This is a genomic window from Achromobacter sp. JD417, assembly GCF_041879325.1.
Lineage (GTDB): Bacteria > Pseudomonadota > Gammaproteobacteria > Burkholderiales > Burkholderiaceae_B > Achromobacter > Achromobacter mucicolens.
The window spans coordinates 3,695,325-3,717,256 of sequence record NZ_CP087159.1; the positions used below are offsets into that span (position 1 = coordinate 3,695,325).

Annotated in this window: 22 protein-coding genes and 1 pseudogene; 10 read left to right on the forward strand and 13 right to left on the reverse strand. The window is 67.4% G+C overall.

Annotated elements, in window-relative coordinates; all coding sequences use genetic code 11:
* Positions 1–78 precede the first annotated feature (78 nt).
* Both hpaR and hpaI read left to right on the forward strand, forming a co-directional pair.
* Entirely contained in the window at positions 79–540 is a 462-nt protein-coding gene (gene hpaR, locus LN047_RS17005) for a homoprotocatechuate degradation operon regulator HpaR (protein WP_056324211.1), read from the forward strand.
* 37 nt (positions 541–577) lie between these two features.
* Positions 578–1,378 (forward strand): 4-hydroxy-2-oxoheptanedioate aldolase, encoded by an 801-nt coding sequence (gene hpaI / locus LN047_RS17010; RefSeq protein WP_175155804.1) that lies wholly within the window; start codon positions 578–580, stop codon positions 1,376–1,378.
* Positions 1,379–1,449: 71 nt separating this feature from the next.
* Here hpaI and LN047_RS17015 read toward each other — a convergent pair.
* The 6 genes and pseudogenes from LN047_RS17015 to alr form a co-directional block, all read right to left on the reverse strand.
* Positions 1,450–2,610 (reverse strand): annotated as a pseudogene (locus LN047_RS17015) (PepSY-associated TM helix domain-containing protein); the annotation flags it as partial.
* Entirely contained in the window at positions 2,556–4,982 is a 2,427-nt protein-coding gene (locus tag LN047_RS17020; protein WP_373979663.1) for a TonB-dependent siderophore receptor, read from the reverse strand. The pseudogene LN047_RS17015 and the gene LN047_RS17020, both read right to left, overlap by 55 nt.
* Positions 4,983–5,069: 87 nt before the next feature.
* The gene (locus LN047_RS17025; RefSeq protein WP_373979664.1) at positions 5,070–6,053 is read right to left on the reverse strand and encodes a FecR domain-containing protein; all 984 of its coding nucleotides are present in this window, start codon (positions 6,051–6,053) and stop codon (positions 5,070–5,072) included.
* Positions 6,050–6,601 carry a sigma-70 family RNA polymerase sigma factor gene (locus LN047_RS17030; RefSeq protein WP_373979666.1) on the reverse strand — a complete coding sequence of 184 codons (552 nt, stop codon included), beginning with the start codon at positions 6,599–6,601 and terminating at the stop codon, positions 6,050–6,052. The genes LN047_RS17025 and LN047_RS17030 overlap by 4 nt, the downstream gene beginning before the upstream one ends.
* Positions 6,602–6,735: 134 nt before the next feature.
* Entirely contained in the window at positions 6,736–7,455 is a 720-nt protein-coding gene (locus tag LN047_RS17035; RefSeq protein ID WP_056324199.1) for an SDR family oxidoreductase, read from the reverse strand.
* 127 nt (positions 7,456–7,582) lie between these two features.
* The gene (alr, locus tag LN047_RS17040; RefSeq protein ID WP_056324196.1) at positions 7,583–8,710 is read right to left on the reverse strand and encodes an alanine racemase; all 1,128 of its coding nucleotides are present in this window, start codon (positions 8,708–8,710) and stop codon (positions 7,583–7,585) included.
* 149 nt (positions 8,711–8,859) lie between these two features.
* Here alr and hpnC point away from each other — a divergent pair, with 149 nt between their 5' ends.
* Genes hpnC through hpnE form a run of 3 tightly spaced genes read left to right on the forward strand, consistent with a single transcriptional unit; the run spans position 8,860 to position 11,886 of the window.
* Positions 8,860–9,690 carry a squalene synthase HpnC gene (hpnC, locus tag LN047_RS17045; RefSeq protein WP_175155808.1) on the forward strand — a complete coding sequence of 277 codons (831 nt, stop codon included), beginning with the start codon at positions 8,860–8,862 and terminating at the stop codon, positions 9,688–9,690.
* A gap of 13 nt (positions 9,691–9,703) precedes the next feature.
* A complete protein-coding gene (hpnD, locus tag LN047_RS17050) occupies positions 9,704–10,567 on the forward strand; it encodes a presqualene diphosphate synthase HpnD (protein ID WP_056324191.1) in 864 nt (287 codons plus the stop codon).
* Positions 10,564–11,886: a hydroxysqualene dehydroxylase HpnE gene (gene hpnE / locus LN047_RS17055; protein ID WP_373979668.1), complete on the forward strand. Its 1,323-nt coding sequence runs from the start codon at positions 10,564–10,566 to the stop codon at positions 11,884–11,886. The genes hpnD and hpnE overlap by 4 nt, the downstream gene beginning before the upstream one ends.
* A 57-nt stretch (positions 11,887–11,943) precedes the next feature.
* On the opposite strand, the gene LN047_RS17060 is transcribed toward hpnE, so the two are convergent.
* The 5 genes from LN047_RS17060 to LN047_RS17080 all read right to left on the reverse strand — a co-directional run bounded on the left by LN047_RS17060 (position 11,944) and on the right by LN047_RS17080 (position 16,706).
* Positions 11,944–12,390, reverse strand: a complete 447-nt coding sequence (locus tag LN047_RS17060; RefSeq protein ID WP_056324655.1) for a carboxymuconolactone decarboxylase family protein — start codon at positions 12,388–12,390, stop codon at positions 11,944–11,946.
* 66 nt (positions 12,391–12,456) lie between these two features.
* Complete coding sequence (locus tag LN047_RS17065) at positions 12,457–13,455, reverse strand: Bug family tripartite tricarboxylate transporter substrate binding protein (protein WP_373979669.1); 999 nt, start codon at positions 13,453–13,455, stop codon at positions 12,457–12,459.
* Between the two features lie 65 nt (positions 13,456–13,520).
* Complete coding sequence (locus LN047_RS17070) at positions 13,521–14,525, reverse strand: cyclase family protein (RefSeq protein ID WP_179689421.1); 1,005 nt, start codon at positions 14,523–14,525, stop codon at positions 13,521–13,523.
* Positions 14,526–14,581: 56 nt separating this feature from the next.
* Entirely contained in the window at positions 14,582–15,811 is a 1,230-nt protein-coding gene (locus LN047_RS17075; RefSeq protein ID WP_373982148.1) for a CaiB/BaiF CoA transferase family protein, read from the reverse strand.
* Between the two features lie 49 nt (positions 15,812–15,860).
* Positions 15,861–16,706 carry a CoA ester lyase gene (locus LN047_RS17080; RefSeq protein WP_373979670.1) on the reverse strand — a complete coding sequence of 282 codons (846 nt, stop codon included), beginning with the start codon at positions 16,704–16,706 and terminating at the stop codon, positions 15,861–15,863.
* An 85-nt stretch (positions 16,707–16,791) separates the two neighbouring features.
* Between LN047_RS17080 and LN047_RS17085 the strand changes: the two genes are divergently transcribed.
* The 3 genes from LN047_RS17085 to LN047_RS17095 all read left to right on the forward strand — a co-directional run bounded on the left by LN047_RS17085 (position 16,792) and on the right by LN047_RS17095 (position 19,557).
* On the forward strand, positions 16,792–17,694 hold the full coding sequence (locus tag LN047_RS17085) for a LysR family transcriptional regulator (RefSeq protein WP_226846239.1): 903 nt from the start codon (positions 16,792–16,794) through the stop codon (positions 17,692–17,694).
* An 87-nt stretch (positions 17,695–17,781) separates the two neighbouring features.
* The gene (locus tag LN047_RS17090; protein WP_226846240.1) at positions 17,782–18,747 is read left to right on the forward strand and encodes a tripartite tricarboxylate transporter substrate binding protein; all 966 of its coding nucleotides are present in this window, start codon (positions 17,782–17,784) and stop codon (positions 18,745–18,747) included.
* 21 nt (positions 18,748–18,768) lie between these two features.
* Entirely contained in the window at positions 18,769–19,557 is a 789-nt protein-coding gene (locus tag LN047_RS17095; RefSeq protein ID WP_271265318.1) for a GntR family transcriptional regulator, read from the forward strand.
* A 19-nt stretch (positions 19,558–19,576) separates the two neighbouring features.
* Here LN047_RS17095 and crcB read toward each other — a convergent pair whose 3' ends face one another.
* Both crcB and LN047_RS17105 read right to left on the reverse strand, forming a co-directional pair.
* Complete coding sequence (gene crcB / locus LN047_RS17100; RefSeq protein ID WP_056324169.1) at positions 19,577–19,969, reverse strand: fluoride efflux transporter CrcB; 393 nt, start codon at positions 19,967–19,969, stop codon at positions 19,577–19,579.
* Between the two features lie 5 nt (positions 19,970–19,974).
* Entirely contained in the window at positions 19,975–20,529 is a 555-nt protein-coding gene (locus LN047_RS17105) for an HdeD family acid-resistance protein (RefSeq protein ID WP_262760828.1), read from the reverse strand.
* 212 nt (positions 20,530–20,741) lie between these two features.
* Between LN047_RS17105 and LN047_RS17110 the strand changes: the two genes are divergently transcribed.
* Positions 20,742–21,368 carry a PepSY-associated TM helix domain-containing protein gene (locus LN047_RS17110; protein ID WP_373979672.1) on the forward strand — a complete coding sequence of 209 codons (627 nt, stop codon included), beginning with the start codon at positions 20,742–20,744 and terminating at the stop codon, positions 21,366–21,368.
* 27 nt (positions 21,369–21,395) lie between these two features.
* Positions 21,396–21,911, forward strand: a complete 516-nt coding sequence (locus LN047_RS17115; protein ID WP_373979673.1) for a DUF2271 domain-containing protein — start codon at positions 21,396–21,398, stop codon at positions 21,909–21,911.
* The last annotated feature ends 21 nt before the right edge of the window (positions 21,912–21,932 follow it).

Genomic DNA, 21,932 nt, shown 5'->3' on the forward strand with positions numbered 1-21,932 from the left:
CCCCCGCGCCTGCGCGGGCCACCCCCAGGCCCGAAGAATTGAGCAATTTTTGGGCGGCTTCTTGCTAACATAGCCGCCATGAGTCCGAGCTTCCACCACCGCAATCTTCCCCATTTGCTGCTCTATGCGCGCGAGACGCTGATGGCGCATTTCCGTCCCGTGCTACACGCGGCGGGCGTCACCGAACAGCAATGGCGGGTGTTGCGCACGCTGAGCGAGGTGGGCTCGCTGGAACCCAACCAGATCGCCCGCGCCTGTCAGATCCTGAGCCCCAGCCTGACGCGCATGCTGGCCGGCATGGAAGAGCAAGGACTCATCAAGCGCACGCGCTCCAGCGCCGACCAGCGCCGTCAGGAAATCTCCCTGACCGTCAAAAGCAACAAGCTCATCGACCGCATGCGTCCCATGGTTGACGCCAAGTACCAGGAAATCGAAGAAAGGATCGGCAAGGAATTGCTCGATCGCCTGTACCGCGACGTGGACGCGATGGTCGATCTCATCAAGCGCGACGGCCCCACGCGCGATGCCGGCACGCCCTGACGCCGTTCCCCCTTCCCTCTTAGACAATCCAACGTCCATGGACCTCCTGACGAATTCGTTCAAGCAAGCCCTGCGCGACCGCAAACCTCAGATCGGCCTGTGGGCCGGCCTGGCCAGCGCGTACACCTCGGAAATTCTTGCGGGCGCCGGCTTCGACTGGCTGCTGATCGACGGCGAACACGCGCCCAACACGCTGGACTCCACCTTGGCCCAACTGCAATCCGTGGCGGCCTACCCGGTGGCGCCCGTGGTGCGCCCGGCCTGGAACGACCCGGTCCAGATCAAGCAGATCCTGGACACCGGCGCGCAGACGGTGCTGGTGCCCATGATCCAGTCCGCCGAGGAAGCCGCCGACGCGGTGGCCGCCGTGCGCTATCCGCCGCAAGGCATCCGCGGCGTGGGCAGCGCGCTGGCGCGCGCGTCGCGCTGGAACCGCATCCCGAACTACCTTGAACGCGCCAACGACGAAATGTGCGTGCTGGTGCAGATCGAGACGCCCGCCGGCATCGAGGCGCTGGACGCCATCCTGGCCGTGGACGGTGTGGATGGCGTCTTCATCGGACCTGCCGATCTGTCGGCCAGCATGGGATATCTGGGCCAGCCCGAGCATCCGGAAGTCGAGAAGACCATCGATGACGCGATCGCGCGCATCGTGCGATCCGGCAAGGCCGCGGGCATTCTGCACAGCGGCGTGACGCAGGCCAAGCATTATCTGTCCTTGGGCGCCACGTTCGTGGCGGTGGGCGTGGACGCGGTGCTGCTGGCACGCGCGGCCGAAGCACTGGCGGGCGAGTTCAAGGAAGTGGCGGCAGTGGCCGCGGGCAAGGGTCCGTACTGACGGGCGCGGCGGCGCGTCCACCACAACCAGACGCCGGTCAGGCTAAGCACCAGCGTGACGACGCCAACCAGCGCCACCGCCACCTGCAAGGGCCAGCCCCACAGCGCCGCCATGTGCAGGCTGGTCAGCCAATGCTTGACCGTGTCGCCCGCCGCACGGCCCGTCGGCAGATGGCTGCCCACCAGTCGCCCATTCACGGCATCGAACACCACCGACGTGGCCCCGCTTCGCGTGCGCAGATCACGGCTGCTGCGCACACTGTAGCGGTACAGGTTGCGGCGCGCATCCAGCGCCAACCAGTGTTCGCCCAACACCGCAAACCCCTCGCGGGCGGCCAGCTGCGCCATCAGTTGCCGGCCCGCGTCGCGCGCCCGCTCGGGGGGCATCGGGGCGCCGGCCGTGGCGGCTGCGCCGCGCCGGGGATCGGGTTGATAACTCAAGCCAGCGCGCATCACCGGATCGTAGACCGCCGGCAGATTGAGCGCGACGCTGCTCCATGCCATCAGCGTCAAGGCCGCCCACAGCCACAGCCCACCGGCGCGGTGCAGATCGAAATTGCGTTTGTGGGGACCGCCCTGCCAACGGATGCGCCAGGCGGGCGCCCAGCGCTGCCACACCGATGAGGACGGGGCCTGCCTGCGCGAGCGGTTTCGCGGCGGCAGCGTGAGCCAGGCGCCGACAAAACCATCGAGCGTCCAGGCCAATGCGACGATGCCGAGCAACAGTTCGCCGATGCCCTCGAACAGCAGCGCCGTATGGATGCGATGCAGAAACGGCATGAGGTTGCGCAGCCCTTCGCGCAGATCGCCCCAGCGGCGCTGGCCCAGAATGGCGCCATCGTATGGGTCGATAAATATCTCGTGCAGCACATGTCCTGCGGCGCCGTCCTCGTGCAGCCACACCGGAAACGCCACGCTGCGTCCGGCCTGCCCGCCAAGCGGCGTGGCGGGCATTACTGCCGCCGGCACGAAGCGGGCCACGCGCTCGCGCAGCGCCAAGGCGTCAAGCCGCGCGGCGCCGCCCGTTGGCGGCGACACGCGGTGCAGCGCGGGTGCTGCCGCGGCGTCCAGCGCGTCATACCACGCGAGCGGGATGCCAGTCAGCGCGACCAGGCAGAGAAAGCCGGCCAGCACCAGGCCGGTCCAGCGATGCAGGCTTAGCAGCGCCGCGCGCACGTTCACCAGCGGTAGCTCACCGTGCCGATGATGCGGCGCGGCTCGCCGTAGTTGCACGCGCCGTTGTAGCAAATGGACGGGATGTAGGTCTTGTCCGTCAGGTTGGTGACGTTGAGCGCATACAGCCACGGGCCGCTTTCATAACTGACCCGCGCATCGATCAAGGTGTAGCCCGCGCCCCCCAGCGAACCGCTGGACGGCCGGTCGGGACGCGCCGACACATAGCGCAGGCCGGCGCCCGCCTTCAGGCCCATCAACACCCATTCCGACAGGTTGACGTCGGTCCATATGGACGCGGCATGCAACGGCGTGTTGAAGCGCTCGCCCTCCTCGCCCGGCAGATTGCTCTGGACCACACGGGCGTCGGTGTAGGTGTAGGCGGCGATCACGTCGACCTGCGGCGTGACGCGCGCACGCGCTTCGAGTTCCAGGCCGCGCGAGCGCACCTTGCCGGTCTGCACCAGAAAGGTCGGATCGACCGGATCCGGCGTGAGCACGTTCTTGCGCTCCAGATTGAAGAGCGCGGCGCTCAGCATCACGTCTTCGCCCGCGGGCTGGTATCGGATGCCGACTTCGTACTGCGTCCCGCGGCTGGGCTCGAAGCTGCCGTCGTTGCGATCGCGGCCGCTGGTGGGTTCGAACGACTGGCTGAAACTGGCATAAGGCGCCAGGCCGTTGTCGGCCAGGTACACGACGCCAGCGCGGCCCGTGAAGGCCGAGTCCTTGTCGTTCGAATTGGTGGACGGCGCATGCAAGGCGCGATTCTCCGCGCGCACGTTGTCATGCCGCCCGCCCAGCAGCACCACGACCTTGTCCGCAATCTTGATCTGGTCTTGCAGGTAGATGCCAAGGCGATGCTCGGTGTTGCGGCGCTGCTGCCAGGGCAAGGCCACGACGTCGCCGGGCAGGTACACCGGATCGAAGACATCGATGGGCGGCAGATTGCCGCGCAGGCGGTCGCTGTTATAGGTCGAGCGCGTGTAGTCGAAGCCTGCAAGAAACGTCTGCGTGACGGAGCCGGTCTCGAAGCGCTTCTCGATGTTGGTGTCGATCGTCTGCACCGTGGTGCGGTCGTTAAAGCCGCGTGCGGAGCGGGCCACCCGGCGCTGCGTCGCCGCATCCACGTCGCCCTGCAACAGCACGTAGCGCATGTTCAGGTCCGCGTCGTAATAGCGCATCGACTGGCGGAACTTCAGGGTGTCATCGAACGCGTGCTCGATCAGCACGGCCAGCGAGGTCGATTCGATATCGAAGCGATTGTGGTTGGGCTCGCCCAGAAAGCGCGACCGCGGGATCTGGCCGTTCGGGTTGGTCCAGAGCGAGCCGGTGACCGGCACTTCCGGCGGATTGAACGTCTTGCTGCGCTGATAGTTGGCTAGCAGCGTGACCGAGGTGGCCGTCGTCGGACGCCACGTCAGGGCGGGCGCGAAGTAGGTGCGATCGTCGGAGCCGTAATCGACGAACTGCTTGCTTTCGCGGAACAGGCCGGTCAGACGATAGGACCACACGCCAGCCTCATCGATGGGGCCGCCGATGTCCGCGGAAATCTGCCGGCGGTCGAAACTGCCGCCGTCCACATTGATTTCGCCCATCGATTCACCGGGCGGGCGCTTGGTCACGGTATTGACGATGCCGCCCGGCGCCGCAGCGCCGTACAGCACCGATGACGGCCCCCGCAGCACCTCCACGCGTTCCAGGCCGTAGGGCTCCTGCTTGCCGTTGTACTGATTGATCATGTAGCGCATGCCGTCGCGGTAGTAGCTGCCGGTCTGCGGGTTGGCCTCGAAGCCGCGGATGAACATCGTGTCTTCGAAGACCGAGCTCTTGGCGACGAGGCCGGGCATGATGCCGGGGGTGTAGCCCAGCGCCTCTTGCAGGCTCTGCGCCTTTTGATCGCTGATCTGCGCCGCGCTCACCACGGAAATCGATTGCGGCGTTTCGATGATCGGCGTGTCGGTCTTGGTGGCCGTCGCGCTGCGCGTGGCCGCGATGCCCAGCACCGGGCCGTCCGGACGTTCGATCTGGGCGGTGACCGCGATGGGTTCCAGCAAAGTCACGTCCTGGCGCCCCTGCCGCAGCACAAAACCGCCGTCGGGCAGGCGTTCGGCCACGAGGCCCGTGCCGGTCAGCAGCGCCGCCATGCCGGCTTCGGGCGTATAGCGGCCGCGCACACCGGGGCTATGGCGGCCGGCGCTCAGGTCGCCGTGGCCGCTGACGAACAGACCGGCTTCGGCGGAGTACAGATTGAGCACCTGGCTCAATGGGCCGGGTGGAATGTCGAACTGGCGGACCTGGGTTTCGGCCGCCTGCGCGCGGACGGCGCTGACGGGCGCCGCGACGCCCAGCGCCACGCCGATCGCGAGCGCCAGCGGGAGGATGCGCGCACGGCGGATCGGACGGAGGGGAAAAACAATCAGGGGGTTGGTCATGCCACGAATCCGCGATATGGGTGTTGAATTGCCCATAGGCCGGATGAGCGCGGCAAAAACGGCAAACTAATTTGTAACGGCGGGATCTCAGCGTGGCTGCAGGGTCGTCCACCACGGCATGGGCTGACTGATCCGCAGCGGCAAGGCCTCGCTCAGCAGGCGCAGCGCGCGATCGCTGTCATGCAGAGGGAACGTGCCGGTCACGCGCAGCGCGGCCACGTCGTCGGCGCAGCCCAGATGCCCGCGGCGGTATCGCGCCAGTTCCGCCACGACCTGCGCCAGCGGCGCCTCTTCGAATTGCACGATGCCGCGCGTCCAGTTGTGGTCGGCGGCTCGCAGCGCCGCGGGCGCCTCGATGCCTTGCGCGCCGCCACGCATGCGCATGCCGGCGTCGACCCGATAGCCCGCCGGCGGCGCGCCCGTGAAATGCGCCTGCACCGCGCCCTCCAGCACCGCCAGCGTGGTTTCTCCATCGAGGCTGCGCACGTTGAACCGCGTGCCCAGCGCCTGCATCCGGCCTTCAGGTGTGTCCACCACGAAGGTGCGCCCCGGGTCGGCCGCGGTGGCGATCATGATCTCGCCGCGCAGCAGCACCAGGCGGCGCTGGTCGCGGGTGTAGTCCACCTTCAAAGCGGTATCGGTATTGAGCCGGACCCGGGTGCCGTCGGCAAGCTGGGCCTCATGTGAGCCGCCCACCGGCGTGACCAGGTCAGCCTGCCAGGCCGCCCACGTGCGGCGCACCACTGGCGACTGCGCGGCGCCCAGTCCCAACAACCCTGCCGCGCCCCCGATCAGCGCAACCGTCAACAACCTGCGGCGCTCACGCCGGCCCTGCGCCGCGGCGTTCAGGCTTGCCACGCTGGCTTCACGGCCCATCGGCTGCGCGATCAACGCATCGAAGTGCGCGCCAACGTCCTCCACGCGCTGCCAAGCCCGGCGATGCGCCGTATCGGCGTCCAGCCAAGCCTGCCAGCGCTCGCGTTCTTCTGCGCTGGCCGCGCCCGAGGTAAGCAGCGCATACCAATGCGCGGCCGCTTCCAGGATGCGTGAGTCGACGGCGGCGGCGCTCATCCGCTACTCGCCGTGCCGCGGCACAAGCCGTCCGGCTGCAGGTCGGTGTCGAGCAGAAAGCACAGCATGGCCTGTGCAATGTCGTTGCGGACGGTCCGTTCGGACACCCGCAATTGCGCCGCGATCGCCTCGTGCGTCATGCCGTGGATGCGATGCATCAGGAAGGCTGCGCGCGCGCGCACACCCAAACGATGAAGCTTGCGATCGATCTCGACCAGCGCCTGGAGCGCCTGGACCTGCACTTCGGGGGATGGGTGGGTGACTTCAGGACGCGCCGCCAGGGTCTCGGCCCATGCGTGCTCGATGTCGCGGCGGCGCCAGAAATCGACCAGCAGGCCACGCGCGATGGTGGTCAGGAATGCGCGCGGCTCGCGCACGTCGGCCAGCGCATGGCGTCGCACCAGCAAGGTCACGAAGGTGTCTTGCGTCAGGTCGGCGGCCTGATGATTGTCCTGAAGACGGCGATTCAGCCATTTCTGCAACCAGCCGCAATGCGCGGTGTACAGGGCAGAAAGCGATGCGGCAACTGCGTGCTCTCGGTCCGACACGGCGAGCATCCAAAATGGAAATGATAGTTATTATTATACAAACAACGGCTGGGCGGGTTGGCTGGATCCTCCCTTTGCGGCAGGCAAAAAAAACGCACCCGAAGGTGCGTGGGTTCATGCGGACAGTGCCGGGTTCACGAACGGCCGGCCAGGCTGCCGCCGCCGTCCACGCCCAGCACCTGCCCCGTAATGAAGCCCGCGTCGTCCGACAGCAGGAAGGCAATGGCGGCCGCCACTTCGGCCGGGGTGCCCAGCCGCTTCATGGGCACCGATGCCAGCGCCCGCTTTTCGTTGTCGCTGCCGGCGGGCCGGGTGGCGCGGAACATTTCGGTTTCGATGGGGCCCGGCGCAACCGCATTGGCGGTGATGCCGTATTCGGCCAGTTCCAGCGCCCAGGTGCGCGTGCAGCCCACCAGCGCGCTCTTGGCCGCGGAATAGGCGGTGCGGTCCAGTGCGCCGTGGATGGAACGGCTGACCACGTTGACGATGCGCCCGGCGCGGCGGGCCTTCATGGATTCGATGAACGCCTGCGTCACCTGCACCGCCACGCGCACGTTCAAGTCCAGCACGTTGTACAGCGTGGCCAGGTCGATTTCGCCCAGGGGCTGCGGCGACACGATGCCCACATTGTTGACGACGGCGTCGACCGGGAATTTTTCGCGGATTTCGCGCAGGACTTCTTCGGTACGGCCGGCGTCGGCCAGATCACAGGCGTACAGGTACCCCGGAAAATCGACGTCGGCCGTGTTGCGCGCGATGCCCACCACATGACAGCCCATGTCGGACAACCGCTGAGTAAGCGCCCAGCCTATGCCTTTGGTGGCGCCCGTAATGAGCACACATTTGTCCTTCATGGGATGAAACCTCGCAGTCTGTTTTCTTGGTCAAAAACGGGCGCCTGAGCGCCCGGTTTTCAAAGTAGACACCATCCGGCGTCGTGTGTCTTGTAATTTGCGTAGCAATTCTTGCCCACCGGACGCGTCAGGCATCCCGGGTGACGGGCACCCGCGGGGCCAGCGCGCAGAGCAATTCGTAGCCGATGGTGCCGGCCGCGCTGGCGACTTCATCCACCGAGGGGCCGTCTTCGCCCCATAGGCAGACCGGCGAGCCGACGCCTGCGGACGGCACGGGCCCCAGATCCACGACCAGCATGTCCATCGACACCCGGCCCAGCAATTGGGTGCGGATGCCGGCGACCACGACCGGCGTGCCGGTGGAGGCGTGGCGGGGGTAGCCGTCAGCGTAGCCGCAGGCCACGATGCCGATGCGCATGGCGCGTTCCGCGCGGAACAAGGCGCCATAGCCCACCGAGTCCCCGGCCTTGATTTCCTGGACGGCGATGATTTCCGAATTGAGCGACATGGCGGGCTTGAGCCCGAACGACGCGGCTTCGGCGTCCGCAAAGGGCGACGCGCCGTAAAGGCAGATGCCCGGGCGCACCCAGTGCGACTGGCTCTCGGAGCCGACGGCGATGTCGGCAAAGCGCAAGGCGGCGGCCGAGTTGCACACGCTGATCGCGCCCGGCAGCTTATGTGTCACCGAATTGAAGACGCTGAGTTGTTCGTTCACGCCCTGCGGCCCGTCCGCGCAGGCGAAATGGGTCATCTTGCCGACCGAGCCCAGCGTGCCCTGCTGTTGAAGCAGCATGGCGCGCTCGAAGGCGGCGGGAAAGGCCGCCGGGGTGAAACCGAGGCGGTTCATGCCGCTGTTGAGCTTGAGCATGATGTCCACGCGGCGCGACAGGCGGGCGCGGGCCAGCATGTCGAGCTGATCGCGTTGATGGACGGTGGTGCTGAGGTGGTAGCGGTCGACGATGTCCAGGTCGGATGGGTTGAAGAACCCTTCGAGCAGCAGGATCGGCCCGCCCCAGCCGGCCTCGCGGCAGCGCACGGCCTCTTCGAGGTCGAGCATGGCCAGGCCCTGCGCCTTGGAAAAGCCGGCCACCGCCTGTTCGATGCCATGTCCGTAGGCGTTGGCCTTGATGACGGCCCAGATCGATGGCGGCACCCCGCCGGCAGCGGCGGCGGTCTGGTCCAGGTGGCGGCGCACGGCGTCAAGGTTGTGCGCAAGGGCAGAAACGGAAACGGTAGCGGAGATTGGGCGCGGCATGGTGTGAGATCCTGTGGCGTCCAAGTCTAACTGATCCGGCGCCCCCGACGGCAGGCGGTCAGATCAAGCGCGGGCGACTACTCTAAAATGAGACCGTTTTCCGCTTTGCGCCGTCTTTGCAGACCTGGTCTGTTCACAGGCTACTTTCCATGTCCATCGATCACTACGAGAATTTTCCCGTTGCCTCGCTGCTGCTGCCGCGCAGGCTTCGCGGCGCCGTGACCGATATCTACCGGTTCGCCCGCGCCGCGGACGACATTGCCGACGAAGGCAGCGCGACCGACGAGGAGCGCCTGGCCCAACTGGCCGCGTTCCGCACCGAGCTGCACCGCATCGGCGCCGAACCCGGCACGCCCCCGGCGCCCGGCCTGCCGCCCCTGTCCGACATCTTCGCGCCGCTGGCGCAGACGATCGCCCGGCACCAACTGCCGATCACGCCCTTCTACGACCTGCTGTCCGCCTTCGAGCAGGACCTGACCGTCAAGCGCTACGACGACTACCCTGCCCTCATGGACTACTGCAGCCGCTCGGCCAATCCGGTCGGGCGCCTGATGCTGCACCTTTTTGAAGCCAGCACGCCGCAGAACATCACCGAATCCGACGCCATCTGCACGGGCCTGCAGCAGGTGAACTTCTGGCAGGACGTCCGGGTGGACTGGCACAAGCACCGCGTCTATCTGCCACAGGAAGACCTACGCCGCCACGGCGTCTCGGATGAAGACCTGGCCGCCTGCCGCCTTACGCCCGCCTGGCGCGAGCTGATGGCCTTCCAGGTCGAACGCACGCGGGCGCTGCTACACTTCGGCGCTCCGCTGGCGCGCCGCCTGCCCGGCCGCATCGGCCTGGAGCTGCGCCTGGTGGTGCAAGGCGGGCTGCGCGTCCTGGAGCGGATCGAGGCGAGCGGCTACGATGTTTTCATGAATCGCCCCGAATTGGGCGCCAAAGACTGGGCCATCATGTTGTGGCGCTCCATCAAGTAACAGGCCGTGCCTAATGACCCCTGACGAGTATTGCCAGGAAAAAGCCGCCAAAAGCGGTTCCAGCTTCTACTATTCCTTCCTGTTCCTGCCTCCCGAGCGCCGGCGCGCCATCACGGCCCTGTACGCGTACTGCCGCGAAGTGGACGACGTGGTCGACGAATGCACCGATCCGTCGCTGGCGCGCATCAAGCTCGCGTGGTGGCGCACGCAGGTCGACCAGATGTTTGACGGCAAGCCCGATCACCCCGTGACGCGCGCACTGCAGCCGCATCTGGAGACCTGTTCAATCACCCGCGCCCGCCTGCTGGCCGTGATCGACGGCATGGAAATGGACCTGGATCAGACCCGCTACCTGGACTGGCCCGGCCTGCGCAAGTATTGCTGGCATGCCGCCGGCGTGGTGGGCGAGCTGTCCGCCGGCGTGTTCGGCTATTCCGACCCCAAGACGCTCGTGTACGCCGAAAAGCTGGGCTTGGCGTTCCAGATGACCAACATCATCCGCGACGTGGGCGACGACGCGCGCCGCGGCCGCATCTATATCCCGGTCAACGACATGCAGCAGTTCGAGGTCAAGGCCTCGGACATCCTGAATGGCGAGTATTCCGACCGCTTCAGCGCGCTGATGAAATTCCAGGCCGACCGCGCCCGCGAGCTGTACCGCGAGGCGATGAGCAACCTGCCCGAGGCGGACCGCCGCGCGCAGCGGCCCGGACTCATGATGGCCGCCATCTACCACGCGCTGCTCGACGAGATCGAGCGCGACAACTGGCAGGTGCTGCACCAGCGCATTTCGCTCACGCCCCTGCGCAAACTCTGGCTTGCCTGGAAAACCTGGGTGGGCGGCGGACGCGGCCTGGTCCGCCGGTTGGCGCGGTGAAGGCGGCAGTCATTGGCGCAGGCTGGGCCGGGCTGGCGGCCAGCGTCGCCCTGCGCGAAGCCGGCGCGAAAGTCACGGTGTTCGAGGCCGGGCACACGCCGGGCGGACGCGCGCGGCGCGTCTTTCACGGAGAATTCGAAGCGCCGCTGGACAACGGCCAGCACCTCTTGTGCGGCGCCTACAAGGAAACCCTGGCGCTGATGCGCCGCGTGGGCCGCAACCCGGACGCCCTGCTGATGCGGCGTCCCTTGCGGCTTGCCAGCCTGGATGGGCGCTTTAGCCTGTCCGCTCCCCGCATTCCGGCGCCGCTGAACATGGCCGTGGCCGTGTTGCGTGCGCGCGGCCTTTCGTGGGGCGACCGGTTTGCGATGCTGCGCCTGATGCGCGGCTTGAAGACCATGTCCTGGATGCCGCCGCGCGACTGGACGGTGCTGCATCTCTTGCACTATCACGCGCAGTCCGACGTGCTGATCCAGCAGGTATGGGAACCGCTATGCCTGGCCGCGCTGAACACGCCGATCGCAACGGCCAGCGCCGTGCTGTTCGCCCGGGTGCTGCGCGACAGCCTGGCCGGCGCGCGCGAGGACAGCGATCTGCTTCTGCCCTGCACCGACCTGTCGGCGCTGTGGCCGGACGCCGCCGCCCGCCAGGTCACCATGCGGTATGGCAGCACGGTGCGCCAGCTGCATCCGTCAGCCGATGGCATCGACATCAACCAGGAACGCTTTGACGCCGCCGTGCTGGCCGTGCCGCCCACGTTCGCCGCGCGGCTGCTGGACGGCCCGCTACGCAAGGCCGGCGCCACCGGGCTGCTCGATGCGCTCAAGGCCTTCGACTACCTGCCCATCGCGACGCTGAACATCCGCCTGGCAAGCCCGTGGCGCTTGCCCGAGCCGATGATGATGCTGCGCGAGGACGCGGCCCGCGGTCATGCCGGCCAGTGGGTGTTCGACCGCGCCCAGCTTGCCGGCGACACCAAGGCCGGCGAACTGGCGCTCGTGGCCAGCGCCGCGGTCGGCATGGGCGAACGCAACCGGCGGCAGGTGATCGAAGCCCTGATCGACCAGGTGGCCGAACAGGCCGCCGCGCATCCGCTCAGGCTGCCGCCAATGCCGGACGTGTCGGCCGCCGAACTCTTCATTGAAAAGCGCGCGACGTTCGCCGCGGTGCCGGGACTTATCCGCCCGCTGAACTCCACGCCGTGGCCCACGCTGGCGCTGGCCGGCGACTGGACCGACACGGGCTACCCCGGGGTGCTGGAAGGCGCCGTGCGCAGCGGCTTGCTGGCTGCCCGCGTGCTCAACCCCCGCGCGGACTGAAAAGGCCGGGCGAATCGCGCGTCGCCCTTGCCTTGAAAGGGCCGGTCAGCCGGCCTGCTAGTCGAACAGGTCGGCTTGACGCGGGTCCGCCGGGGCCAGTTCATAGCCGATCTGCGCGGCGACCTCGCGCAGGATGTTCTGCGCAAGATTGAAGGCGGTATTGGCCGCCGGCACGCCTGCATAGATGGCGTTCTGCAGCAGCACTTCCTTGAGTTCGTCGGGCGTCAGGCGCGAGGCATCCTGCGCCGTCAGCGCGGCACGCACGTGCAGCTCGAATTCTTCCCAGCGGCCCAGCGACAACGTCACCGCCAGCACCATCATGCGCCGCGCCTTGTGCGGCAGGCCGGGGCGGCTCCAGATGTCGTGCCACGCGTAGCGCGTGATCATGTTCTGGTAGTCGGCAGTGAACGTGGTGGCGCGATCGAGCGATCGCTGCACCCATTCATCGCCCAGCACGGCGCGGCGGTTCGCCAGGCCGCGTTCGAAATCGTCTTGCCGGCTCATCAGGTCAATCTCCATTCGGATCGGGGGCTGGCGCGTGCAAACGATGCCGCGCCCGCCCCCGGAGGATCAATTCACCTGGATGTTATTGGTTTTCACGACCTCGGCCCAGCGGGTCTGTTCCGCGTCGACAAACTTGGCGAAGTCCGCGGCGCTGCTGCCGACCGGCGTCAGGCCCAGCTTGGCGAGCTTCTCGCCGGTATCGGGACGCGTCAGCGCCTTTTGCACGAGTTCCTGCAGCTTGGCCACCACTTCCGGGCTGGTGCCGGCCGGCAGGAAGAAGCCGTTCCACTCGACGACGTTGAAGTTCTTGATGCCGGCTTCGCCGACCGTTGCCACATTGGGCAGTTCGGGCATGCGCTTGTCCGACGAGACCGCCAGCGCCTTCAACTTGCCGCCGCTGACGTAGTTCAGGCTGGACGCGGCGTTGGCGAAGTAGACGTCGACCTGACCGCCCATGACGTCCACGATGGCCGGTGCGCCGCCCTTGTAGGGCACGTGCACCATATCCAGGCCCGCATCCTTCTTGAGCAGCTCGGCGGCCATCTGCGCAAGGCTGCCCGGTCCATAGGACGCGAACGTCAGACGGCCGGGCTTGGCGCGCGCGGCATCGATGAAGTCCTGCAGGTTGTTGAAGCTGGAGCCCGGCGCGGCCACCAGGATGTTGGGCACGCTGATGGCCTGCGAGACCGGGATGAAGTCCTTCTTGGCATCGTAGGGCAGCTTGCGCAGCACCGGATTGATCGCGAAGGACGACGCGTCGAACAGCACCGTGTAGCCGTCGGGTTTGGCCCGCGCCACGAACGCCGCGCCGATGGAACCGCTGGCGCCGCCCTTGTTCTCGATCACCACGCTCTGGCCGGCGACTTCGCCCATGCCTTGCGCGATGATGCGCGCGGCGTTGTCCGCGCCGCCACCTGCGGAATACGGCACCACCACGGTGATGGGCTGCTCCGGATAACCGGCGGCGTTCGCGGTGCCAAACGTGGCGCCAAATGCGGTGGCCAGGCCGATGGCGGCTGCCAGCGGGCGAATGGCGGCCAGGGCCGTGCGGCGGGTTTTCTTCATGTGTGCTCCTCGGATCTCCCCTGCGGGGATGTTCAATCGTTCAAGGGTCGTGGCGCGATCCGTCGTCAGACGGTCGCGATGGGGTTGACCGGCGCGCCCACCAGACCGGGCACATACATGGGCGCCGCGGTCAGGAAAAAGGCATGCCGGCCGTGCTGGCGCAACCATTGCGCCAGCGGGGTCAGGTGCCAGAGCTCGCCCAAGGGCAGGCCCAGCTTGAAAAGACATTGTTCGTGCAGGGGCAGCAGCGCCCCCTTGCCCGCGTCCAGGTGATGGTTGCGCAGCTCGACCGCGTGGTTGTCGGCGGCAATGGCCGCGATGCGGCTGTCCTTGATCCACGCCAGCAGGTCCGCATCCGCGCCGTCCAGAACGCAGCAGCTGGTCTTCAGCCGCTCCTGCTCGTCATCGCCCAGCGTCAACGCCAGGTCGGCCAGGCCGGTATGCAGGCACAGCACATCGCCGGGCCGGACCTCGACGCCATCGGCGCGCATCACGTCCATCAGTTCGCGGTGGGACACCTTGCGCTGCGCATCGCCAAAATGCGCGCGCAGGTCCACCATGACGCCGCGCCCCTGGATGCCGTGGCGCGCCATCGGCGCAATTGACAGGTCGCGCGTGCCGGTAAAGCCTTCGGCGGCGGGCTCGCTGACCGCGAAGCCGTTGTAGCCGGTGGGCTGCGGCTGGCCCGTGCCGTGCGCGTCATACATGGAACCCACGTGGCCCAGCGCGTCCCATTGCGTGGAATATTGCGGCGACAGCGTGACGCGGTCATCGCTGATGACGTCGGTGGCGCCCGGCACGTCGCGGTCCAGCGGATAGCGGTAGACCGGCACGCCGTTTTTCTCGGCCGGCTGGATCACCGGCCCCTTGCGGCGCGGATTGAGCACCGGCGCGCGCGGCACGGTCAGCGGCAGGCTCAGCGAAAACGACATGCCCGTGCGGATCTCGGCGACGGCGGCCAGGCGCGCCTGGCTGTCCAGATGGTTCAGCGTGCCCAGCTGGTCTTCGCTACCAAAATCGCCCCAGTTCGATCCATCCGGACGGCGCAGATACCGTTGCGCTGCATTCATGATTTGTGTCTCCTCGCCCTTTTCGCCGGACGATGCCTGTCTTTGTTTGTTACGGCTTATTGCACCACGGAGGTGTGCAGCAAGTGGTCGATTTCGTCCGCTGTGTATCCCAGGGCGGACAGAATTGTGCGGCTGTGCTCGCCCAACGCAGGCGCGGCGCGTCCGGCGGCATCTTGTCCGGCTTCATGGGCGGCTGCTTGCGCGCCATCCTGCACGGCGCCGCCGAAGTGCGCCCATTGCGCCAGCCCGAGATAGTTGCCCGCCTGCTCGCTGCGATAGGGGCGCATGAATCCCATCGCCTCCACCTGCGGGTGGTCGAACATGTCTTCAACGGGCCGGACCTCCGCGCACGGCACGCTCTGGCCGAAGCGCTCGGCCCACTCGCGGGCCGAGGCCCGCGCCAAGGCCTGGCGCACCAGCGGCACCAGCACCGCCGCCTGCGCGGCGCGCTTTTTCACCGTGTCGTAATCGGGGTGGTCGGCCAGATCGGGCAGGTCCAGGTGGCCGCACAGCGCGCGCCAGAAATGCGGCGTATTGGCCGAGATGTAGAGATGGCCTTCGCGCGTGGGATGGATGCCCGTGATCCCGCCCGAGCGCATGTCGCGTTCGATGTGGCGCGGTTCGCCCTCGGCCCACACCAGACGAGCCGACTGCATCGCCAGCGCGCTGCCCAGCAGCGACACTTCGATGGCCTGCCCCCGCCCGGTTTTCTCGCGCTGATAGAGCGCGGCGGACACACTGTTGGAGATCAGCGCGGCGCCGTAGTAGTCGACCACCGATCCGTACAGCACTTCCGGCGGGCCGTCAGGCTTGGCTTGGGCCGCGCACATCCCCGTCATGGACTGCAGCACCTGGTCGTAGCCGGCGTGGCGCGCCATCGGACCGGCCGCGCCGTAGCCCGTCATCGCGCAGTAGATCAGGCGCGGGTTGATGGCGGCCAGCGTCGCGAAGTCGATGCGCAGGCGTTCGGGAACGCCCGGCCGGAAGTTGTGGACCAGCACATCGGCCTCGCGCACCAGCCGGACCAGCACCTCGTAGCCTGCCGGGTCCTTCAGGTTCAGGCACAGGCCGCGCTTGTTGCGGTTGATGCCCAGAAACGCGCGGCTCTCGGCCGGCAGCGTCGACGGGTATTTGCGCAGGTTGTCGCCTTCGGGCGGCTCTACCTTGATGACGTCCGCGCCCATGTCGCCCAGCAGCGCGCAACCGTAGGGGCCCGCGATGTAGGCGCTCAGATCCAGGACCTTGACGCCGGCCAGCGGCAGTTGACCCGGGGTTTCAAATTCCATCATGCATTTCATCCGATAAATGGCTCGGCCGCGCGTCGCGCAGACCGGTTCAGGCGGCCCGCCCGGCCGCCAGCAACACGTCGCGGGCGCGGCGCACGAAAGGCGCGTCGATCATCTTTCCGTCCATCAGAAAGGCACCCACGCCCGCCTGGGCCTCGCTTGCCGCAACGATGCGTTCGGCCGCGCCGATCTCTTCGGCGCTGAAGCCGAACACCTCGTTGGCGATGGCGACCTGGCTGGGATGCACGCAGGATTTGCCCAGGAAACCGAGGGATCGCGCCAGTTGCGCCTCGGCGCGAAAGCCTTCGCCGTCGCGCACCCGGGCGTAGGCGGCGTCCATGGCGTACTTGCCCGCGCAGCCGGCGCCAAGGCGCAACGCCAGCATCACCGCGCGCAGCGTTTCGGGCTGGTAGCGGTCGATGCCCAACGGTTCGAACAGATCGGCCAGCCCCAACTGCAGGCCGGCGACGCGCGGATGCGCCGATGCCAGCTCGGCCGCGCGCGCCAGCGCCTGCGGCGTTTCCACGGTGACCAGCAATTCGCCCTCGAAGCCGGCCTGCGCGGCGCGCGCCGCGGCCTCGCGGAGCGCATCGGCGGACTCGACCTTGGGCAGATTCACCATGTCGATCGGCAAGCCGCCCAGTGCATCCACGTCTTCGGGGAAATACGACGTGTCCGCCGCATTGACGCGGACGATAATTTTCTTGGGATGTTCCGATTGCGCCGCCCGGAAGGCCGGTGAGGCCAGCCAGTCGGCCAGCGCTTGGCGCGCCGCTGGCTTGCGCGAGGGCGCGACGGCATCTTCCAGATCGAAAGACAGCGCATCCGCTTCGCTAGCCAGGGCTTTGTCGAATAGTTCCGGGCGCGACGCCGGCACAAAAAGCTTGCTTCTCATTGTGGTCTCCTGGGCGCATTGTGATCGCGCGGGCGCTTGCCAGGGGAAAGCGGGCATACGATAAAAAGATAGAATTCCTATCATCATGAATACCGACTTCCTGCACACGCTATCCGCCGTCGCCCAGCACGGCTCCATGGCCGAGGCCGCGCGCCGCCTTGGCTTGACGCACGGCGCCGTGGCGCAACAGGTGCGCAAACTGGAACAGGAACTGGGGGTGCCGCTGGTCGCGCGCGCCGGGCGCACCGTGCACCTGACGGCCAAGGCGATCGAGCTGATCGGACCGATGCGCGAGGTCCTGGAACGCATCGAAAAGATCCGGTACCTGGCGCGCTCCGGCGAGATGATGGGCGAGCTTCGGCTGGGCGCCGGCAACACGGCGCTGAACTCGATGGTGCCGGCCATTCTGGAACATCTGGTCGGACGCCATCCGCTCATCAGCGTGGAGATCCAGCCCGGGCATTCCGCCCGCTTCTATCCGGCCATCGAAAGCGGCGAGCTGGACGCCGCCATCGCGCTGGAGGCGCCCTACCCCCTGTCCAAGAGCCTGGGCTGGCAGTTGCTGCGCGAAGAACCCTATGTGCTGGCGGCCGCCCCGCGCCATGCGGGCCGGCACCCGCACAGCCTGCTGACCGCGGAGCCGTTCATCCGCTACCAGCGCAGCGACTGGAGCGGACGCCATGTCGACGACTACCTGCGCCGCGTCGGCATCACGCCGCGCGACCGGTTCGAATTGAACGCGATCGAATCGATCGCGGTCATGGTGAGCCGGGATCTTGGCGTGGCGATCCTGCCCCAATCGACCAATGGCACGATCGAACGGCTGGGCCTCTTGGCCTTGCCACTGCCCGAGCACTGCGAGCCGCGCCGCTTTGGCCTGATCTGGTCGCGCGTGTCGCCGCGCCTGGCGCTGATCCAGGCTTTCCGGGACATCGCCATCATGGAATACGCCAAGGCGCCAGGAACGGGCAACGCGCCCGTGCAATGACCGCAGGTAGGGCAAACGCGCTGGCGCACCCCGTGCAGTCTTCCTATACTTGTATTGTCCTCAATACAACATATCAGGAGACAACTCATGCCGGGACTGCATCGAATCGCCGCGGGCTGCGCGCTATTGGCCGCATGCGCCATGCCGCTGGCCCCCGCCCTTGCCCAAAACGACGCCATCAGGCTGGTGGTGGGCGCGCCGCCGGGCGGCACCACCGACACCGTGGCGCGCAGCATTGCGCAGCACATGGCGCTGGACCTGAAACGCCCCGTGGTGGTCGAGAACAAACCGGGCGCGGGCGGCAACATTGCCGCGGACTACGTGGCCAAGAGCAATCCCGACGGGAACACCTTGCTGGTCACGTTCACCAGCTTCTCCATCAACGCGACGCTCTACCGGAACCTGCCCTTCGACCCCGTGGCCGATTTCACGCCCATCAGCATGCTGGCCAACGTACCCAGCGTGCTGGTCGTGCGCAAGGACTTCCCGGCACGCACCATGCCGGAGTTCGTCACGCTGGTGAAGGCCAGCCCCGGCAAGTACACGATGGCGCTGGGCGCGATCGGATCCTCTCTGCACATGGCCGGCGAGCGCATGAAGATGATGGCGGGCCTGGACATCCTGAACGTGCCGTACAAGGGCACGGCGCCCGCCATCACCGACCTCTTGGGCGGGCAGGTGGACATGATGTTCGCCAGTTCGCTCAATGCGCTGCCGCACATGAAGAGCGGTGCATTGCGCGCGCTGGGGGTATCCAGCCCGAAGCCGTTGCCGCAGTTTCCCGGCGTGCCGCCCATCGGCGATACCATCACGGGTTTCGAATCGAACGCGTGGTTCGCGCTCTTCGGTCCCGCGAAGCTCCCGGCCGACAAGCTGGCGGCGCTGAACGCGGCCGCGCGCAAGGCCGTCGATACGCCGTCGTTCCGCAAACTGCTTGAGGGCGAGGCCGCCACTGCCGTGAGCAGCAGCCCGCAGGAACTGGACAAGTTCGTGCGCCAGGACATCGCGCGCTACGCCGAGATCGTCAAGTTCACCGGCGCGACCGTCGACTGAACCTCAACCAGGAGTCCCCTCGTGCCCGCCAGCCCGTTGCCGCTTTATCACAAGGTCTATCTGCTGCTGAAGCAACGGCTGGAAGCGGGCGGATTCGCCACGGACAGCGCCATGCCGGGCGAAAACGCGCTGGCCGCCGAATACGGCGTGTCGCGCCTGACGATCCGGCGCTCGCTCGACGCGCTGGCGTCCGATGGCCTCATCGAGCGGCGTCAGGGGCGTGGGACCTTTGCCCTCGCGCCCGCCACGTTCGGGGCGCCGCAGCACGGCGCGGGCATCGACGCGCTGATGGCACACCTGGCCCGCATGGGCATGCACACCCAGGTGCGCCTTTTGGAACTGGACACCGCGCCGGCCACGCCGCTGGTGGCCGCGCGCCTGGAACTGCCGCCGGGCGCGCTTGTGCAGCGCGCCGTGCGCGTGCGCAGCCACGAAGGACAGCCGTTCTCGTACCTGACCACGTTCGTGCCGGACGACATCGGCCGGCGCATCCGCCGCAAGGACCTGGGCGCCAAACCCCTGCTCGCCATCTTCCGCGATCTGGGCGTGCACGTGGCGCGGGCCGAGCAATCGATTTCGGCCGTGCTGGCCGAACCCGGCATCGCCGAGCTTCTGGACGTGCCGGTGGGGTCGGCCCTGCTCAGCCTGCATCGCGTGGTGCGCGATGCGTCCGGCCGGCCGGTGGAATGGCTGCATGCGCGCTATCGGCCGGACCGCTACGAATACCGCATGGACATGCAGGCGCACGACATGCCTGGCCAGCCCACGTGGCTGCCCGCGCCCGTTGCCACGCCTCCGGACGGCGCCTGACCGCCGCAGGTGGTGCCGGCTAGCGCAGCAGGCTGACCGTGGCCAGACCCGCCGCCGTCAGCGCCAGCGACCCAGCCAGGCTGAATCCGGCGTAGCTCAGCGCGCTGACGTACGCCCCGCGTTCCAGCATCGCCACGGTTTCCGCCGAAAAGGTCGAGAACGTGGTCAGCCCGCCCATGAAACCCGTGATGGCCCCCAGCCGCACCCAGGCCGGCCATTCCGGGTGCCCGGCCACCAGCGCCAGCGCCACGCCCACCAGGTAGCCGCCCGCAAGATTCACCGCCATCGTGCCCCACGGCCAGGAGCCGGCATTGAGCCACAGGCCCATCAGCCAGCGGGCCCACGCGCCCAACATGGCGCCCAGGCCCACGGCCAGGAAATTCAGGGGAACTAGCGTTTGATAAGCGGACATGGAGCTCAGGCGTTGCCGTGTTGTTTGAGGCGCAGGGAAAAGACCAGCAGCAGTATGCCGAAAAACACGGCGTAGATGCCGATGACCCACACCAGCGCCAGCGCGCCGGCGCCCGGCTGCATGATCAGCATGGCGCCGAAGATCACCGAAACCAGCCCGGACAGGCCCAGCAGCCATTCGTTGCGGATGGCCTTGCGAAAGCGCACGGCCGCGATGATCTGGAACACGCCCGCCACGATCGCCCAGATGGCGATGATATAGAGCAGGATCAGCGCGGTAAGGCCCGGCCACAGAAAGGTGACGATGCCGGCCGCCACGCCCAGCAGGCCCACGACGATCAGCGCCCACAACGGCTTGCCGTTATCCCGGATGCGCAATCCCGCGATCAGCGCCAGCACGCCGTCCACCAGCGCGAAGGCGCCCCACACCAGCACCAGCGCCGACAAGGTGATGGCCGGCATGAACATGGCCATGAACCCGAACAGGATGGCGACGACGCCGCGAAGCGCCACCCACCCCCAATGACGACCGATTTGATCCACGACTTGCTGTTGCAGCATGACGACCTCCGGTGTTTGCAAAGGGTGGCCTATCTTAGCCCCGCCGGGCAGCGCGCGCACCGGGTGACACGCGTTCAGCTGTCGTTCAGATTCGGCGCGACAGGCATTTCGGCCCGAAATCGATTGAAATTTTCGCGCGCGCAAAGGCCAGGCTTTTTTAAGAGTAATTCTCATTAAATGTTAGAATCCGCCCGCTTCCCGCCTCATATTCCATGGACACCCACCCCGTTCCCCGACGCCGCGCCTACTGGCTCAAGACCCTGCATCAGTGGCACTGGATCAGCGCTGCGCTCTGCATGGTGGCGATGCTGCTCTTCGCCGTGACGGGGCTGACCCTGAACAACGCGTCGCACATCGAATCGAAGGCCGTGGTGACCAGCCGCGAGGTCCGCCTGCCCGACACCGCGCTCCAGCAGCTTGCCGCCACGCCCACGCAAAAGAAGGCGCCCCTGCCCGCCGCCGTCGCCGCCTGGCTGGACGACGCGCTGGACGCCTCGACGGCCGGCAGGCCCGCCGAATGGTCGGATGGCGAGGTCTATCTGTCGTTGCCCCGCGCGGGCGGCGATGCCTGGCTGTCCATCGACCGCGCCAGCGGCGACGTGGAATACGAGCGCACCGATCGCGGCTGGATCTCGTACCTGAACGACCTGCACAAGGGCCGCAACACGGGCCTTGCCTGGAGCTGGTTCCTGGACATCTTTGCTGTCGCCTGTCTGGTGTTTTCGCTAACCGGGCTGGTGCTGCTCAAGATGCACGCCGGCAACCGCAGCGCGACCTGGCCGATGGTGGGCCTGGGTCTCGTGATTCCGCTGGTGCTGGCGCTGCTTTTCATCCATTGATTCCATCGATACGCCCTGGAGATTTCCATGCGCAAGTTGCTGTTGCCGGCGCTGCTCGCCGGCCTGATCGCCCGAACGGCCCACGCGGCAGACATCGGCCTGTCCGTCGAGGTGCCGCGTCTGGACGTGGCCGAATACCACCGCCCTTACGTGGCGATCTGGATCGAGAACCCCGACCAGAGCGTGGCCGCCGACCTGGCGGTCTGGTACGACGTGGCCAAGAAAAACAACGAAGGCACCGAGTGGCTCAAGGACATGCGCCAGTGGTGGCGCCGCAGCGGCCGCAACCAGCAGTTCCCGGTGGACGGGGTCAGCGGCGCGACCAAGCCCGTGGGCAAGCACGCGCTGTCCTTTGACGCGGCCAGCAAGCCCCTGGCGCAGCTAAAGCCCGGGCAGTACGCCGTGGTGGTCGAAGCCGCGCGCGAAGTGGGCGGCCGCGAACTGGTGCGCATCCCCTTCCAGTGGCCGCCGCAAAAGGCCGAGCAACTGGCCGCGCGCGGCGAACACGAACTGGGCGCCATCGCGCTCGACCTCAAACCCTGACCCCGTCCTATAGGAACGCAA

Bases quoted from the DNA above. Each gene is read 5' to 3' on its own strand.
- alr (WP_056324196.1), bottom strand. From the start codon at position 8,710: ATGCCGCGCCCAATCTCCGCTACCGTTTCCGTTTCTGCCCTTGCGCAC.
- LN047_RS17115 (WP_373979673.1), top strand. From the start codon at position 21,396: ATGCGCAAGTTGCTGTTGCCGGCGCTGCTCGCCGGCCTGATCGCCCGA.
- hpnC (WP_175155808.1), top strand. From the start codon at position 8,860: ATGTCCATCGATCACTACGAGAATTTTCCCGTTGCCTCGCTGCTGCTG.
- hpaI (WP_175155804.1), top strand. From the start codon at position 578: ATGGACCTCCTGACGAATTCGTTCAAGCAAGCCCTGCGCGACCGCAAA.
- LN047_RS17085 (WP_226846239.1), top strand. From the start codon at position 16,792: ATGAATACCGACTTCCTGCACACGCTATCCGCCGTCGCCCAGCACGGC.
- LN047_RS17110 (WP_373979672.1), top strand. From the start codon at position 20,742: ATGGACACCCACCCCGTTCCCCGACGCCGCGCCTACTGGCTCAAGACC.
- hpaR (WP_056324211.1), top strand. From the start codon at position 79: ATGAGTCCGAGCTTCCACCACCGCAATCTTCCCCATTTGCTGCTCTAT.
- LN047_RS17035 (WP_056324199.1), bottom strand. From the start codon at position 7,455: ATGAAGGACAAATGTGTGCTCATTACGGGCGCCACCAAAGGCATAGGC.
- crcB (WP_056324169.1), bottom strand. From the start codon at position 19,969: ATGTCCGCTTATCAAACGCTAGTTCCCCTGAATTTCCTGGCCGTGGGC.
- hpnD (WP_056324191.1), top strand. From the start codon at position 9,704: ATGACCCCTGACGAGTATTGCCAGGAAAAAGCCGCCAAAAGCGGTTCC.
- LN047_RS17105 (WP_262760828.1), bottom strand. From the start codon at position 20,529: ATGCTGCAACAGCAAGTCGTGGATCAAATCGGTCGTCATTGGGGGTGG.
- LN047_RS17020 (WP_373979663.1), bottom strand. From the start codon at position 4,982: ATGACCAACCCCCTGATTGTTTTTCCCCTCCGTCCGATCCGCCGTGCG.
- LN047_RS17075 (WP_373982148.1), bottom strand. From the start codon at position 15,811: ATGGAATTTGAAACCCCGGGTCAACTGCCGCTGGCCGGCGTCAAGGTC.
- LN047_RS17060 (WP_056324655.1), bottom strand. From the start codon at position 12,390: ATGAGCCGGCAAGACGATTTCGAACGCGGCCTGGCGAACCGCCGCGCC.
- LN047_RS17025 (WP_373979664.1), bottom strand. From the start codon at position 6,053: ATGAGCGCCGCCGCCGTCGACTCACGCATCCTGGAAGCGGCCGCGCAT.
- LN047_RS17065 (WP_373979669.1), bottom strand. From the start codon at position 13,455: ATGAAGAAAACCCGCCGCACGGCCCTGGCCGCCATTCGCCCGCTGGCA.
- LN047_RS17070 (WP_179689421.1), bottom strand. From the start codon at position 14,525: ATGAATGCAGCGCAACGGTATCTGCGCCGTCCGGATGGATCGAACTGG.
- LN047_RS17090 (WP_226846240.1), top strand. From the start codon at position 17,782: ATGCCGGGACTGCATCGAATCGCCGCGGGCTGCGCGCTATTGGCCGCA.
- LN047_RS17080 (WP_373979670.1), bottom strand. From the start codon at position 16,706: ATGAGAAGCAAGCTTTTTGTGCCGGCGTCGCGCCCGGAACTATTCGAC.